The organism is Streptomyces sp. NPDC047515 (assembly GCF_040643055.1).
Classification (GTDB): domain Bacteria; phylum Actinomycetota; class Actinomycetes; order Streptomycetales; family Streptomycetaceae; genus Streptomyces.
In genome coordinates this window covers 183,736-198,759 of sequence record NZ_JBEYTM010000001.1, presented here as the reverse complement: position 1 = coordinate 198,759, position 15,024 = coordinate 183,736, and the positions used below count along the sequence as shown (strand labels likewise).

Sequence of the window (15,024 nt, the reverse complement as noted above, 5' to 3'; positions counted from 1 at the left end):
GAGCCCCGACCCCGACCGTGCGCGCAACGGCGAAGCCCCCGTACGCCCGGCAGCGGGGTACGGGGGCTTCGCCGTCAGCGGGTGATCAGCCCTGCGGCAGGTTCGCCAGCTGGTTGGTGATCCGCTCGATGTCCGCCTCGGCCTTGGCGAGCCGGCCACGGATCTTGTCGACCACGTTGTCCGGGGCCTTGCCGAGGAACGCCTCGTTGGAGAGCTTGCCGTTGGCCTGGGCCTTCTCCTTCTCGGCGGCGCCCAGGTCCTTCGTCAGGCGCTTGCGCTCGGCCTCGACGTCGATCGTGCCGGACAGGTCGAGGGCGACCGTGGCCCCGGCGACCGGCAGCGACGCGGTGGCGTGGAAGCCCTCCTCGGCGGGCTGCAGCCGCAGCAGCTGGCGGATGGCCGCCTCGTGCGGGGCGAGCGGCGTGCCGGTCAGGGTGAGCTCGGCCGGGACCTTCTGGCCGGGCTGCAGGCCCTGGTCGGAACGGAACCGTCGGACCTCGGTGACGACCTGCTGGACGAGCCCGATCTCCTGCTCGGCCGCGTCGTCGCGGAAGCCGGAGTCGGTGGGCCAGTCGGCGATGACCAGGGTCTCCTTGCCGGTGAGCGTGGTCCACAGCGTCTCGGTGACGAACGGGACGACCGGGTGCAGCAGCCGCAGCATCACGTCGAGGACCTCGCCGAGGACACGGCCCGAGACCTCGGCCGGCCTGCCGCCCGCGAAGAACGTCGTCTTGGACAGCTCGACGTACCAGTCGAAGACCTCGTCCCACGCGAAGTGGTAGAGGGCGTCGGAGAGCTTCGCGAACTGGAAGTCGTCGTAGAACGCGTCGACTTCGGCGACCGTCTTGTTCAGCCGCGACAGGATCCACCGGTCGGTCGCCGACAGCTGCTCGACGGGCGGCAGCTCGCCCTCCACGGTCGCACCGTTCATCAGCGCGAAGCGGGTGGCGTTCCAGATCTTGTTGGCGAAGTTGCGGGAGGCCTTGACCCAGTCCTCGCCGATCGGCACGTCCGCGCCCGGGTTGGCACCCGTGGCGAGCGTGAACCTCACGGCGTCCGAGCCGTACGCGTCCATCCAGTCGATCGGGTCCACCGCGTTCGGATTGGACTTCGACATCTTCTTGCCGAACTCGTCCCGGACCAGACCGGTAAGCGCGACGGTCTTGAAGGGGACCTCGCCGTCCATCGCGTACAGACCGAACATCATCATCCGGACGACCCAGAAGAAGATGATGTCGTGCCCGGTGACCAGGACGTCGGTCGAGTAGAACTTCTCGAGGTCCGGGGTCTCCTCCGGCCAGCCGAGCGTCGAGAACGGCCAAAGACCGGACGAGAACCAGGTGTCGAGGACGTCCTCGTCCTGGACCCAGCCCTCGCCGGTGGGCGCCTCGTCGTCGGGGCCGACGCAGACGACTTCGCCGTTCGGCCCGTACCAGACGGGAATCCGGTGGCCCCACCACAACTGCCGCGAGATGCACCAGTCGTTGAGGTTGTCGACCCAGTCGAAGTACCGCTTCTCCATGTCCTTCGGGTGGAGCACTACCCGGTCGTCGCGGACCGCGTCGCCCGCGGCCTTGGCGAGCGTCTCGACCTTGACCCACCACTGGAGGGAGAGGCGGGGCTCGACGGTCGTCTTGCAGCGCGAGCAGTGCCCGACGGAGTGGACGTACGGGCGCTTCTCCGCGACGACGCGGCCCTGCTCGCGCATGGCGGCGACGATCGCGGAGCGCGCCTCGAAGCGGTCGAGGCCCTGGAAGGGACCGTGCACGGTGATGACACCGCGCTCGTCCATGATCGTCATGAACTCGAGGTCGTGGCGCTGGCCGATTGCGAAGTCATTCGGGTCGTGAGCGGGCGTCACCTTGACGGCACCCGTTCCGAACTCGGGGTCGACATGGGTGTCGGCGACGACCGGGATCGTCCGGTCGGTCAGCGGCAGCTTGATCCGCTTGCCGACGAGATGCGCGTACCGCTCGTCGTCGGGGTGAACGGCGACCGCCGTGTCACCGAGCATGGTCTCGACCCGGGTGGTGGCCACGACGACGGTCTCGTCGCCCTCGCCGTACTTCAGCGAGACGAGCTCGCCGTCGTCGTCCTGGTAATCGACCTCGATGTCGGAGATCGCGGTCAGACAGCGCGGGCACCAGTTGATGATGCGCTCGGCGCGGTAGATGAGCTCGTCGTCGTACAGCTTCTTGAAGATCGTCTGGACGGCCTTGGAGAGCCCCTCGTCCATGGTGAACCGCTCACGCGACCAGTCGAGCCCTGCGCCGAGGCGCTTCAGCTGGCCCAGGATCCGGCCGCCATACTCGTCCTTCCACTGCCAGACGCGCTCGGTGAACGCCTCGCGGCCGAGATCTTGCCGCGACTTCCCTTCCTCGGCAAGCTGCTGCTCAACCTTGTTCTGGGTGGCGATGCCCGCGTGGTCCATGCCCGGCAGCCACAGCGTCTCGAAGCCCTGCATGCGCTTGCGCCGCGTGAGGGCGTCCATGAGCGTGACCTGGAAGGCATGGCCCAGGTGGAGCGCACCAGTGACGTTCGGCGGGGGAATGACGATCGTGTACGGAGGCTTCTCGCTCGTCGCGTCGGCCTCGAAGTAACCACGTTCTACCCAGCGCTCATACAGCTTCCCCTCTACCTCGGCCGGTGCGTACTGGGTCGGCAGTTCGGGGTTGCTGGCTGGCGTCTGCTGAGTGTTCTCGGTCACGGGGGACAGTTTAGGGCCGTCACAGTCGTGCGCCGAAACCGGTTTGTTGAGTAACGGTGTGGCTCCCGGTGGTCCACGCGAGTGGACCTTCCGTCAGGATGTTCGGAACGCATAAGCATTCCGATGAGCACTTCCGAACAGGGGACACCGCAGATGAGCTACAACCAGCCGGGACCGTACGGCGGCCAGCCTCCGCAGGGCCAGCCCGGACCGTACGGTGGCCAGCCGCCGCAGGGTCAGCCGGGCCCGTACGGCCAGCAGCCCGGCCCGTACGGCGGTCAGCCGCCGCAGGGTCAGCCCGGTTACGGCTACCCGCAGCAGGCTCCCCAGGGTGTCCCGCCGCAGCAGCCCCAGCCGGGCTACGGCTACCCGCAGGGTCAGCAGCCGGGCCCGTACGGCCAGCAGCCCCCCACTCCCCCGTACGGCGGCCAGCCGGCCTACGGCACGCCTCCCGAGGCCCCGAAGAAGAAGACCGGCCTGATCATCGGCGGCGTCGTCGTGGCGCTGGCGGTCATCGCGGGCGGGGTGTACCTCCTGACATCGGGCGGGGGTGCCAGCAACAGCGATGTGGCGGACTCCACCAAGGGGTACAAGCTGACACCGGCCGCCTCGGTGGACGACTACAAGAAGGGCACCAGCGCTCCGTCGGGGCCGGTGACCGGCGCTCAGAAGACCAACGCCGAGAACCTGGGCATCAAGGATGCCCAGCAGGCCGGCGCTCTGTACCAGTCGGGCTCCAAGGAGGAGCTGCTCACCGCCAAGTCGGTCAATTTCACGGGCCTCTGGGGCGACGTCACCGACCCCGCCAAGGTCATCGACAACTCCTTCAACAACACCGCGGCGGGCATGAAGAAGGGCGATCAGGGCATGGACGCCCAGCTCGTCGGCAGCCCCAAGTCCGTGACCCCGTCCGGGTTCAAGGGCGCGCTGATGAAGTGCCAGGACATGAAGGTGATCAACAAGGAAGGCGACGGAACCCCCGCGAAGGGCCCGAAGGAGTTCACGATCCCCATCTGCGTCTGGGCCGACTACAGCACGGTCGGCATCGTCTACGGCATCGACATGGGACTCGCGATGTCCGGCAAGGGCATGAACCAGGACGACGTGGCCGCCCTGACCGCCAAGCTCTACAACACGTCCCGCTCCAAGATCTGATCGCGTCACGACGTCGGAAGACACCGGAAGGGGCGCCCCGCCAGTCCACCTGGCCGGGCGCCCCTTCCGTCTGTGTTCACACGCCGCTACGCGGACTTCTCGTGCCGCCCGCCGTCGCTGTTCCCGATCGTCCGCGGCTCGCGCGGGACCAGCGTCGGGTTCACGTTGTTGCGGACGACGTCCGCCGTGATGACGACCCGGGCGACGTCCTTGCGGGACGGCACCTCGTACATCACGGACTGGAGGACCTCTTCCATGATGGCCCGCAGGCCACGCGCGCCGGTGCCACGCAGGATCGCCTGGTCGGCGATGGCCTCCAGGGCCGGGCGGTCGAAGTCCAGCTCCACACCGTCGAGTTCGAACAGTCGTTGGTACTGCTTCACCAGCGCGTTGCGCGGCTCGACGAGGATCTGCAGCAGCGCCTCACGGTCCAGGTTGTGGACCGAGGTGAGGACGGGCAGCCGGCCGATGAACTCCGGGATCATCCCGAACTTCACCAGGTCCTCCGGCATGACCTCCTGGAACTGGTCGCTCGCCTCGATCTCGCGCTTGGAGCGGATCGTCGCGCCGAAGCCGATGCCCTTGGCGCCCGCCCGCGACTCGATGATCTTCTCCAGACCGGAGAAGGCGCCGCCCACGATGAACAGCACGTTCGTCGTGTCGATCTGAATGAACTCCTGGTGCGGGTGCTTCCGGCCGCCCTGGGGCGGTACGGAGGCGGTGGTGCCCTCCAGGATCTTCAACAGGGCCTGCTGGACGCCTTCGCCGGAGACATCGCGGGTGATCGACGGGTTCTCGCTCTTGCGGGCGACCTTGTCGATCTCATCGATGTAGATGATCCCGGTCTCGGCCTTCTTGACGTCGTAGTCCGCGGCCTGGATCAGCTTCAGCAGGATGTTCTCGACGTCCTCGCCGACATAGCCGGCCTCCGTCAGCGCGGTCGCGTCGGCGATGGCGAACGGGACGTTGAGCATGCGGGCCAGGGTCTGCGCGAGCAGCGTCTTGCCGGAGCCCGTGGGCCCCAGCAGCAGGATGTTGGACTTGGCCAGCTCGATGGCGTCGTCCCGGCCCTGGGCGCCGCCGTTCTCGCCGGCCTGGACCCGCTTGTAGTGGTTGTACACAGCGACCGAGAGGGCCTTCTTGGCGGGCTCCTGCCCGACCACGTAGCCCTCAAGGAACTCGTAGATCTCGCGCGGCTTGGGGAGTTCCTCCCACCGCACTTCGGAGGTCTCCGCGAGCTCCTCCTCGATGATCTCGTTGCAGAGATCGATGCACTCGTCGCAGATGTACACACCGGGTCCCGCGATGAGCTTCTTCACCTGCTTCTGGCTCTTTCCGCAGAACGAGCACTTGAGCAGATCGCCGCCATCACCGATGCGTGCCACGAGGTGCTTCCCCTTCGCCTGGGAGCAGCCTGGTTCAGCGGCTCCTGGTGCCTCTATCCGACGGTACCTTGCCTTGCCCCCCGTTCGGGCCCCCCTTGGCACGGTTCACACGGCCGATGCGGTGCGAACTCGCCGTGCCAAGGGGTGAAGGCCGACGTCAGACGGCCGTGGCCGCCTGCTTGCGGGTCGACACGATCTGGTCGACGAGACCGTAGGCGAGGGCGTCCTCGGCGGTCAGGATCTTGTCGCGCTCGATGTCGTCGCGGATCTTGTCGATCGGCGTGGTGGAGTGCTTGGCCAGCATCTCCTCCAGCTGGGTGCGCATCCGCAGGATCTCCTTGGCCGCGATCTCCAGGTCGGAGAGCTGCTCACGGCCGGTCTGCGAGGACGGCTGGTGGATCAGTACACGGGCGTTGGGCAGCGCCATCCGCTTGCCCGGCGTGCCCGCGGCGAGCAGCACGGCCGCGGCGGAGGCCGCCTGGCCCATGCAGACCGTCTGGATGTCCGGCTTCACGAACTGCATCGTGTCGTAGATCGCGGTGAGCGCGGTGAACGAGCCGCCGGGGCTGTTGATGTAGATCGAGATGTCCCGGTCCGGGTCCATCGACTCCAGGCACAGCAGCTGCGCCATGACGTCGTTGGCCGAGGCGTCGTCGATCTGCACGCCGAGGAAGATCACGCGCTCCTCGAAGAGCTTCGCGTACGGGTCGTACTCACGCACGCCCTGCGAGGTGCGCTCCACGAAGCGCGGCACGATGTAGCGGTTGTCCACCTGCGGGCCGGTGTAGAGGCCGCTCGCGGAGGCGCCGGGGAAGTTGTTCATGTGGGTGTTCACCATCCTGGTGGCGTTCTGTGGCTGGGTGTCTCGGCGTACGAGAGGTGCGCGGGGCGGTGGAGTCCGAACCGGTGGGTACCGGATCAGGCGCCGGTGCCGCCGCCGCCCGGAACGCCCGATGCGATCGTGATGATCTCGTCGATGAGGCCGTACTCCTTGGCCTCGTCCGCGGTGTACCAGCGGTCGCGGTCGCCGTCGCGGATGATCGTCTCGACCGTCTGGCCGGAGTGGCGGGCGGTGATCTCCGCCATCCGCTGCTTGGTGCGCAGCAGGTACTGGGCCTGGATCTTGATGTCCGAAGCCGTACCGCCGATGCCGGCCGAACCCTGGTGCATGAGGATGTCGGTGTTCGGGAGCGCGAAGCGCTTGCCCGCGGTGCCGCCGGTGAGCAGGAACTGGCCCATCGAGGCCGCCATGCCCATACCGATGGTGACCACGTCGTTCGGGATGTACTGCATGGTGTCGTAGACCGCCATGCCGGCCGTCACCGAGCCGCCGGGGCTGTTGATGTAGAGGTAGATGTCCTTGTCCGGCTCGGCGGCAAGGAGAAGCAGCTGTGCCGTGATCTTGTTGGCGATCTCATCGTCGACCTGCTGACCGAGGAAGATGATGCGCTCGCCGAGCAGTCGGCTGTAGACCTGGTCACCGAGGCCTCCACCGAGGGACGGCTCTCCGGCGGCGTAGGGCATCAGATTCGTCACGTATCCACCTGCTCGTCTCTGACGGCTCCGGCCGTCTCAGCGTCTTCGTACCGGGTGGGCGGGGACTCCCCTGCCCTTCCTATTCATGGACCCTAACGCGCAGGTAGGACAACGCCATCCCGCTTCCGCAACTGTTCGCTGGGAGCGCAAGCTCCGCAGTCCGCACAAGGGTTGTGGGGCACCGTACGCCATACGACGACGGGCTCCGAACGCACAGCGTCCGGAGCCCGTCGTGCGGGTTCAGCGCGAGGCTCAGGCCTCGTTCTTCTCCTCGGCGGCCTCGGTGGTGCCCTCGGCGGCCTCGACCGTCTCGATGGCCTCCTCCGCCACGTCTTCATCGTCTTCCAGCTCGACGACCTCACCGTTGGTGTCGACGACCTTGGCGGCCTCGACGACCACGGCCAGCGCCTTGCCGCGGGCGACCTCGCCGACGAGCATCGGCACCTGGCCGCCCTCGACGACGGCCTGGGCGAACTGGTCGGGGCTCATGCCGGAGGAAGCGGCACGCCGCATGAGGTGCTCGGTGAGCTCCTCCTGGTTGACGTTCAGCTTCTCCTTGTTGACGAGCTCGTCCAGGATGAACTGGGTCTTGATGCCCTTGATCGCCTGCTCGGAGGTCTCGGCCTCGAACTCCTCGACCGTCTTGCCCTGGATCTCCAGGTACTTGTCGAGGGTCAGACCCATCTGACCGAGCTGGTGGTGCTCCAGGTTGTGCTTGCGGGTCTGGACCTCGTCCGCGAGCAGCTTCTCCGGGATCGGGACCTCGGCGAGCTTGAGCAGCTCGTCCAGGACACGCTCCTGGGCCTGGGTGGCCTGGTCGTACTGCTTGGTGTTCTCCAGGCGCTTGCGGCTGTCCGCCTTCAGCTCGTCGAGGGTGTCGAACTCGCTCGCCATCTGGGCGAACTCGTCGTCCAGCTCGGGGAGCTCGCGGGCGGCGACCGCGGTGACCTTGACGGTGACCTCGGCCTCCTTGCCCTCGGCCGAGCCGCCCTTCAGCTCGGAGGTGAAGGTGGCCTCGCCACCCGCCTCCAGGCCGGTGACGGCGGCGTCGATGCCGTCGAGGAGCTCGCCGGAACCGATGGTGTACGAGACACCCTCGGCCACGCCGTCCTCCAGCACCTCGCCGTCGACCTTGGCCTGCAGGTCGATCGTCACGACGTCGCCCTCGGCGGCGGCGCGCTCGACCGGGTTGGTGGAGGCGAAGCGCTCACGGAGCTGCTCCACGGCCTTCTCGACGTCCTCGTCGCTGACCTCAAGGGCGTCGACGGTGACCTCGATGCCGGAGTAGTCCGGGATCTCGATCTCGGGGCGTACGTCAACCTCGGCGGTGAAGGCCAGCAGTTCGCCGTCCTTCAGCTCGGTGATGTCGACCTCCGGCTGACCGAGGACGTTGAGCTCACCCTCGCTGACGGCCTCGGTGTAGAACTTCGGGAGGGCGTCGTTGACGGCCTCCTCCAGCACCGCACCGCGGCCGAAGCGCTGGTCGATGATCCGGGCGGGGATCTTGCCCTTGCGGAAGCCCTTCACCGTGACCTGCTGGTTGATCTTCTTGTACGCCGCGTCGAGGCTGTCCTTGAGCTCCTCGAAGGGCACCTCGACAGTGAGCCGAACCCGGGTCGGGTTCAGGGTCTCCACGGCGCTCTTCACGGTTCGGTCTCCTTGTGGCTGACTTCTTGGGGTTCTGCTCCGCCGCACGGGAGGCGGCTTCGCGGACCGAGCCCGGTACATCAGACACACGGGCACGCATTTTGCATAGTAACGGCAAGGAGACGGACTCCCACAATGCGATCGTGCCGGTGGTCCGCGGTCCCGCGAGTGGTCCGTGATCGTGCCGGTGGTCGGGGTGGCCGGATTCGAACCGACGACCTTCCGCTCCCAAAGCGGACGCGCTACCAAGCTGCGCCACACCCCGTCGGTGCGACACGTAGGGTACATGCAGAAAGGCGGTGCATCGGCCGCTTTGCTCGGGCGGCACCGAACGCGACACCGGGCGGCCGCAATCGGGTGTGCGGGCAGCGCCCGCGACCCGCTACGATGCTTCTCGTACCGCGGTCCCCCGGACCTGCGGTGCGTTGCTTGCGGGCGTAGCTCAATGGTAGAGCCCTAGTCTTCCAAACTAGCTACGCGGGTTCGATTCCCGTCGCCCGCTCCACGCTTGGTCCCGGTCCGACGAATTGCTTGTCGGACCGGGACCTTTGCGTTCTGTCCGGATTCCGCCGGCCGCGCTCCGCCGGCGATCTCCCGCGCCGGGGCGCGGGACAGCCGGTTCGGCCGGATCAGAAGCTGATCTGGTTGATGGTCTCCGCTATCGAGTTCATGAACCTGCTGATCGACGGCGCCATGCCCGTCGACGCCAGGAAGAAGCCGAAGAGCACCGCGACGATCGCGGGACCGGCCTTGATCGAGCCGCCTCGGATCAGGACCACCAGGATGATCGCCAACATCAGCACCACAGACAGTGAAATGGCCACAACTGATCACACCTTTGGTCGGTCCGCCTTGCCGGCCCGGAGGTGTCCGGCCGAGCACTCCTCCGTTCCGTCCATCGTGCCACCAACTCCCCTGTGGTCGCTGCCAGGTGACGGATCGAAGTGACGGGATCCCGCCATCCTTGCGCCCCACGTGCGCCGGGGGGCGCACAACCGCACAAGGGGGGGGCGCCACGGCCCCGACCGAGGACCCGCACGCCCTGTGAGCGAGCTGTGAATACAAACAATCACAACAACGTGCGATTGTGACGGTTCCCATATCCACACACTTCATTCACATGCAATTCCAGGACGGGCGTGCGGCGATATTGGCACCCCTCAATAGCCCTACGATATGCCCTATTCAATAGGGATGAACTCGGGCATAGCGGGCGGTTCTCGGCGGTTTCATTTTTGATTGGACGCGAACGCCAGATATCCGTGAGCGGTTTTACGAATTGCAATCGAGGCGTCTAGGGTGCTTTAGATGTTCCCCGCTCCGAACGTATTTCACAGGGCCCCGCTCCCATCAGCGCCCCGGGAGTCGGAGCCCAGACGCCAAGGGACGATGACCACCACCGCGGCGCCCCCCGCAACGGTGACGAACAAGCCTCCGGCGACCGCGCCGGCGAAGAGGCGGGACGCCTACTTCGACAACGTCAAATATCTGGCCATCGTGCTCGTCGCGGTGGCGCACTCGTGGGAACCGGTGATGGACGGCAGCCGGACCGCCCGTGCGCTGTACATGGTGGCCTACACCTTTCACATGCCGGCCTTCATCATCATCTCCGGCTATTTCTCCCGCTCGTTCGATATGTCCGCCGCCAAGGTAAAACGCCTGGTCACCGGCGTCGCCGTGCCGTACGTGGTGTTCGAGACGGCGTATTCGCTGTTCAAGCGGTACGCGGACGACTCGCCCGATCATCCGGTCAGCCTGATCGACCCCTGGTATCTCACCTGGTTCCTGGTCGCGCTGTTCATCTGGCGCATCACCACACCGATTTGGCAGTCGCTGCGCCATCCGCTGCCGGTGGCGCTCGTCATCGCCGTGTTCGCCTCCTTCTCCCCGACGATCGGCGACGATCTCGATCTCCAGCGCGTTCTGCAGTTCCTGCCGTTCTTCGTACTGGGGCTCCGTCTGAGGCCCGAGCACTTCGAGATGGTCCGTCGGCGGAAGGTGCGGATGCTCGCGCTCCCGCTGTTCGCCGGGGCCCTGGTGTTCGCGTACTGGGCGGCTTCGCGGATGCAGCTGGGCTGGTTCTACCGCAGCAACAGCGCGCAGGAGATGGGCGCCCCGTGGTGGTCCGGTGCCGTGATGACGCTGGCCATGTTCGGCTGCGCCCTGCTGCTCACCATCGGGTTCCTGTCCTGGGTGCCTCGGCGCCGCATGTGGTTCACCGTGCTCGGCGCCGGGACGATCTGCGGCTATCTGCTGCACGGGTTCCTGATCAAGGGCGCCGAATACGCCGGGCTGTTCGACACCTACGACTGGCTCTCGGCGCCCGGCGGACTGGTCCTCGTCTCCCTGGTCGCGGCCGGGGCGGTGACGCTGATGTGTACGCCGCCTGTACGGCGGGTGCTGCGTCCGGTGACCGAGCCGGAGATGAACTGGGCGTTCCGACGGGACGCGGCCCGGCGCTGATCCGGTGGCTCACTCCTGGCCCGTGTTGGCTTGAACCGATTGCTCGGCGGGCGATCCGCCTGGGGTGAGCCCGAGCAGCCGCCGTACCTGCGCATACTTTTCGGTCAGCCGGGTACGGTTCGCCGGTTCCAGCACGGCGAGGCGGGCCGGGTCGGCGTTGTGCGCCAGGTCAGACTCCTTAATCAGCAGTGCGCCCGGGGTCTCGAGGATGCGCCGGGTGTAGGAGCCCAGGTCCTCGCCGTCACGTTTGGTGACGGCGAGGACCATGTCCTTGACCCCCTGCGGCAGCGCGGCACCGGCCAGCCACTCCTGCGACAGCGCGTTGTCCTCGACGGCGTCGTGCAGCCAGGCCGCGGCGATCTGTTCGTCGCTGCCGCCCCTGATCCGTACGCCCTCGGCGACCGCGGCGAGATGCTCGGTGTACGGACGTCCCGCCTTGTCCCGCTGATCGGTGTGGGCCTCGCGGGCGATCGCCTCGACTTCGGCCAGGGTCAGCTCCGCGCGTGGTGTGGGCATAGCCCGACTCTACGGACGTGAGGTCGTCCCCCGCAGGGCGGCACGGGCCGGGACCGTCACGGCGGCAAGGCCGAGTCCGATGGTCGCGGCGAGGAAGGACCCGTACAACGCCGGCGGGATGTACGGCGATTCGCCCGTGAGTCCCCTCATCATCGGCACCAGTGTGGCCAGTGCGATGACGGTGCCGAGCGCGGCCCCGGCGACCGTGATGAGCAGCGCCTCCCAGCGGATCATCCCCATGACCTGGCGGCGGGTGGAGCCGACCAGCCGGAGCATGGTGAGTTCGCGGCGCCGGTCGAGGACGGTCATCACCAGGGTGTTGACCGCGGCGACGGCGGCGAATCCGCCGAGGACCGCGGCCATGGTGGTGTTGGCCCAGGCATTGAGTTCACGGTTCTGGTCCTGTGCGGCGGCGTAGCCGGTCCGGTCGGTGACGGTGCCGAGCGCGGCGAGCTTCTGTGCGGCGGCGGGTGTGGCCCGTACCAGCAGGTCGGAGGGGTACGGCGAGGTGACATGGGTCCTGAGGGCGGCGGCGGGCAGTGTGACCAGACCGGTGCCCAGGCCGCGGCCGTAGACGGCGACGATCTTCGGGGACGCCTTGGTGCCGTCCGGGAGACGCAGGGCCAGCCGATCGCCCGTGCCGAGCTTCGTGGATCCGGCGAGGGTGGTGTCGATGGCGACGGTGCCGGGGCGCAGGCGGGTCAGCGATCCGGTCCGGACGTCGAGGTCCTGGACCTTGGTGAGGTCGTGGCCGGAGCCGATGATCCCCTGGGCTGAGGTGGTCTGGAGCTGCCGGTCCCCGCCCGACCCCACGGACACCAGGACGGAGCCGCGGAGCAGCCCGACGGCGGTCGTGACACCGGGCGTGGCGGCGGCCCGTTCGGTCGCGTCGGAGGCGAGTCCGGCCGGGGCGGAGACGATGTGGTCGGCGATGACGGCGTCGCGCTGCTGGTGTGCGATCACCCGGTTCTCGCTGGTGTGCATGAAGACGAGCGTGCAGGAGAAGGCCATGGCGAGCACGATCGGGGTGATCGCGGAGGCCAGGCGGCGCGAGTTCGTCCGGGAGTTGGCGGCGGCCAGCGAGCCCGACGCGCCGGCGGCACGCAGCGGGAAGCCGATGACGGCGGCGCAGATCCGGGCGATCAGCGGGCCGAGCAGGCCGACCGCGAGCATGAAGGACATGACGACGCCGAGTGCGGCGTTCGCCGCGTCCTCGCCGCTCGTGGAGGCTGCGACGCCGGCGAAGGCCACGCCACCGGCGAGGGCGGCGATGCCGAGCGGGGTGCGGATCCAGCCGAACGGCGGTCGTTCCACCGCGGACTGCGCGAGAGCCAGGCCCGGCTTGGTCTTCGAGGGCCGGCGTGCGGCGAAGTATCCGGCGCTCAGCGCGGTGAGCATCGTCGCGGCCGCGGCGATGACCAGCGGCAGCCAGGACACCCGCAGAGCGACGGCTTCCGGGATGGCTCCCCTGTCCTGGAGCTGACCGAACCACCAGCGGGCCAGGGCGATTCCGGGCAGACAGCCGAGCGCTCCGCCGAGCGGTGCGACGAGCAGGGACTCGGTGGCGATGGTGCGGCGCAGCTGGCGCGGAGTGGCCCCGATGGCGCGCAGCAGGGCGAACTCGCGGCTGCGCTGGCCGACGGAGAGGGCGACCGTACCGGCGGCGGTGAAGACGGCGACCGTGGTGGCGACGCCGCCGAAGGATCCGCCGAGGCCGATGAGGAGTTCCTTGGCGCCCGCGAGTTCCGCGTCCTCGACGGCTCCCCGGCCGTCACCGGTGTGGACCTGGGCCCCGGCGGTGTGGCTGACGGCCGCACGCACCTGGTCGGCGAGGGCGGCGGTGGGGGTGGAGGGGGCGGCGAGCACGGCGATGGCGTCGACCCGGCCGGGGTGGCCGGAGAGCTGTACGGCCTGCCGGTCGGCGAACCAGACGGTGGCACCGGTGGCGGTGGTGCCCGCGACGCGGAACTCCCGTACGCCCTCGGGGGTGTCGAGGGTGATCTTCTCGCCGACCCGGACCCCGGCGCCGGTGGGGACGACGGCTTCGCCGGTCCCGGGCGCGTCGCCGGTGAGCAGCCGCGTGCCGGTGAGGGCGGTGGAGCCCCAGCCGTGGGCGGTGAGGAGGGTGTCGTCCTGCCGTACCGGGTAGCTGACGTCCCCGATCGCGGCTGCGGCGCCAGGGGCCGAGGCGACCTTGCCCACCAGGGATTCGGGGAGCCGCGCGGTCTCCGGTACGGGGGTGGCGGCGTCGTACTTCCCGTCGCCGCTGCCGACCGTCATATGGACCTGCTGGTCGGCGGCGACGACCACGGGCGCCTTGGCGTAGCGCTCCGGCGGCACGGAGGCGCGCACGCCGGTCTCCAGCAGGATGCCGCAGGCGGAGACGATCGCCGCGGCCAGCAGGAGCGCGACGAAGGTCCCGGCGAACGACGCGGGTTTGAAGCGGACGGCCGCGCGGGCGAGGCCGTTGGGGACGCGCGGGCGGAACATCAGGCTGCTGCTCCTGCGTGGGCGGGGGCGGTCTTGGCGGTCAGGGCGGTCATCCGGGCCGCGATCTGCGCGACGCCGGCGCGCGGCAGGCTGTCCGCGATCGCGCCGTCGGCGAGGAAGAGCACCCGGTCGGCATAGGCGGCGGCCGCCGGGTCGTGGGTGACCATGACGACGGTGGCGCCGAGGCTGTCCACCGCGTGCCGGAGGAGGGCGAGGATCTCGGCGGCGGTGGTGGTGTCGAGGGCGCCGGTCGGTTCGTCGGCGAAGACCACATCGGGGCGGGTGACCAGGGCGCGGGCGACGGCGACGCGCTGCTGCTGGCCGCCGGAGAGCTGGCTGGGGCGGCGGTCGCCCTTGTCGCCGAGACCGACCCGGCCGAGCATCTCGGCGGCTTCGCGGCGGCTGCGGGCGGAGCCGGTGCGCTGTCCGGCCAGGCGCATGGGCAGGACGACGTTCTGCTCGACCGTGAGGGACGGGAGCAGGTTGAAGGCCTGGAAGACGAAGCCGAGGCGGGTGCGGCGCAGCTCGGTGAGCCGGTTCTCGCTCATGCCGGTGATCTCGGTGCCGCCGAGGCGTACGGAGCCTTCGGTGGGGCGGTCGAGTCCCGCCGCGCACTGCAGGAAGGTCGACTTCCCGGAGCCGGACGGACCCATGACCGCGGTGTAACTGGAGCGCGGGAGGGCGAGGTCGATGCCCCTCAGGGCGTGGACGGCGGAGCTGCCGCGGCCGTACTGCCGGCGGACGCCGCGCAGTTCGACGGCGAGGTCCGAGGGGCCGGGCCCATGAGGGATGCCCGCCGTCAACTGCCTGTCCTGCGCGCCCTGCCTGGTGCGTCGCAGCCCCATGGTGTCCTGCCTTTCGGTTGCTCCCGGCCGGTCATCCGGCCGGTATCCCGAACGTACGGATCACGGGCGGGTCCGGACCATGGCGGCTGCTGGCGGATCGGAGGTGGGGGAAACCCCAGGGTGCCGCCGGGGGCGGGCGGGCCCCGGGGGACCCTCGGACGGGCGGGCGGTCTTCGGGGCGCTGCCCGAGGCGGGACAGCGGTCGGGGGTACGGGGGCGGTTCCCCGGTGCTGCGGGAGGGGCCGGTCTTCGGTGCTGCGGGAGGGGCCGGTCTTCGGGG

General features: G+C 68.9%; 11 protein-coding genes and 2 tRNA genes. 3 read left to right on the top strand and 10 right to left on the bottom strand.

Annotated features, from left to right (window positions below; all coding sequences use genetic code 11):
* Positions 1 to 85: 85 nt before the first annotated feature.
* Positions 86 to 2,707: a valine--tRNA ligase gene (locus ABZ826_RS00840; RefSeq protein ID WP_361440112.1), complete on the bottom strand. Its 2,622-nt coding sequence runs from the start codon at positions 2,705 to 2,707 to the stop codon at positions 86 to 88.
* A 153-nt stretch (positions 2,708 to 2,860) separates the two neighbouring features.
* Between ABZ826_RS00840 and ABZ826_RS00835 the strand changes: the two genes are divergently transcribed.
* A complete protein-coding gene (locus ABZ826_RS00835) occupies positions 2,861 to 3,862 on the top strand; it encodes a hypothetical protein (protein ID WP_361440425.1) in 1,002 nt (333 codons plus the stop codon).
* Positions 3,863 to 3,948: 86 nt separating this feature from the next.
* Here ABZ826_RS00835 and clpX read toward each other — a convergent pair whose 3' ends face one another.
* The 5 genes from clpX to ABZ826_RS00810 form a co-directional block, all read right to left on the bottom strand.
* Positions 3,949 to 5,247, bottom strand: coding sequence for an ATP-dependent Clp protease ATP-binding subunit ClpX (gene clpX / locus ABZ826_RS00830; RefSeq protein WP_351078417.1), 1,299 nt, complete (start codon positions 5,245 to 5,247; stop codon positions 3,949 to 3,951).
* A gap of 157 nt (positions 5,248 to 5,404) precedes the next feature.
* Positions 5,405 to 6,085 (bottom strand): ATP-dependent Clp protease proteolytic subunit, encoded by a 681-nt coding sequence (locus ABZ826_RS00825; protein WP_361440108.1) that lies wholly within the window; start codon positions 6,083 to 6,085, stop codon positions 5,405 to 5,407.
* 80 nt (positions 6,086 to 6,165) lie between these two features.
* Positions 6,166 to 6,771, bottom strand: a complete 606-nt coding sequence (locus tag ABZ826_RS00820) for an ATP-dependent Clp protease proteolytic subunit (protein WP_361440422.1) — start codon at positions 6,769 to 6,771, stop codon at positions 6,166 to 6,168.
* Positions 6,772 to 7,035: 264 nt separating this feature from the next.
* Complete coding sequence (gene tig, locus ABZ826_RS00815) at positions 7,036 to 8,430, bottom strand: trigger factor (protein ID WP_361440105.1); 1,395 nt, start codon at positions 8,428 to 8,430, stop codon at positions 7,036 to 7,038.
* 188 nt (positions 8,431 to 8,618) lie between these two features.
* A tRNA-Pro gene (locus ABZ826_RS00810) sits at positions 8,619 to 8,695 on the bottom strand.
* Between the two features lie 166 nt (positions 8,696 to 8,861).
* Here ABZ826_RS00810 and ABZ826_RS00805 point away from each other — a divergent pair.
* A tRNA-Gly gene (locus tag ABZ826_RS00805) sits at positions 8,862 to 8,935 on the top strand.
* 124 nt (positions 8,936 to 9,059) lie between these two features.
* On the opposite strand, the gene ABZ826_RS00800 is transcribed toward ABZ826_RS00805, so the two are convergent.
* On the bottom strand, positions 9,060 to 9,254 hold the full coding sequence (locus ABZ826_RS00800) for a hypothetical protein (RefSeq protein WP_361440102.1): 195 nt from the start codon (positions 9,252 to 9,254) through the stop codon (positions 9,060 to 9,062).
* Between the two features lie 484 nt (positions 9,255 to 9,738).
* Here ABZ826_RS00800 and ABZ826_RS00795 point away from each other — a divergent pair, with 484 nt between their 5' ends.
* A complete protein-coding gene (locus ABZ826_RS00795) occupies positions 9,739 to 10,893 on the top strand; it encodes an acyltransferase family protein (protein ID WP_361440099.1) in 1,155 nt (384 codons plus the stop codon).
* 9 nt (positions 10,894 to 10,902) lie between these two features.
* Here ABZ826_RS00795 and ABZ826_RS00790 read toward each other — a convergent pair whose 3' ends face one another.
* The 3 genes from ABZ826_RS00790 to ABZ826_RS00780 are packed head-to-tail and all read right to left on the bottom strand — an operon-like array spanning position 10,903 to position 14,744.
* On the bottom strand, positions 10,903 to 11,409 hold the full coding sequence (locus ABZ826_RS00790) for an HD domain-containing protein (RefSeq protein ID WP_361440096.1): 507 nt from the start codon (positions 11,407 to 11,409) through the stop codon (positions 10,903 to 10,905).
* Positions 11,410 to 11,418: 9 nt separating this feature from the next.
* On the bottom strand, positions 11,419 to 13,899 hold the full coding sequence (locus tag ABZ826_RS00785; RefSeq protein WP_361440093.1) for an FtsX-like permease family protein: 2,481 nt from the start codon (positions 13,897 to 13,899) through the stop codon (positions 11,419 to 11,421).
* Positions 13,899 to 14,744 (bottom strand): ABC transporter ATP-binding protein, encoded by an 846-nt coding sequence (locus ABZ826_RS00780; protein WP_361440090.1) that lies wholly within the window; start codon positions 14,742 to 14,744, stop codon positions 13,899 to 13,901. Before ABZ826_RS00780 ends, ABZ826_RS00785 begins: the two co-directional genes overlap by 1 nt.
* Positions 14,745 to 15,024 lie beyond the last annotated feature (280 nt).

Coding starts and splice junctions, on each gene's coding strand:
- ABZ826_RS00835 (WP_361440425.1), top strand. CDS start 2,861: ATGAGCTACAACCAGCCGGGACCGTACGGCGGCCAGCCTCCGCAGGGC.
- ABZ826_RS00825 (WP_361440108.1), bottom strand. CDS start 6,085: ATGGTGAACACCCACATGAACAACTTCCCCGGCGCCTCCGCGAGCGGC.
- ABZ826_RS00820 (WP_361440422.1), bottom strand. CDS start 6,771: ATGCCCTACGCCGCCGGAGAGCCGTCCCTCGGTGGAGGCCTCGGTGAC.
- ABZ826_RS00795 (WP_361440099.1), top strand. CDS start 9,739: ATGTTCCCCGCTCCGAACGTATTTCACAGGGCCCCGCTCCCATCAGCG.
- ABZ826_RS00790 (WP_361440096.1), bottom strand. CDS start 11,409: ATGCCCACACCACGCGCGGAGCTGACCCTGGCCGAAGTCGAGGCGATC.
- ABZ826_RS00785 (WP_361440093.1), bottom strand. CDS start 13,899: ATGTTCCGCCCGCGCGTCCCCAACGGCCTCGCCCGCGCGGCCGTCCGC.
- ABZ826_RS00780 (WP_361440090.1), bottom strand. CDS start 14,744: ATGGGGCTGCGACGCACCAGGCAGGGCGCGCAGGACAGGCAGTTGACG.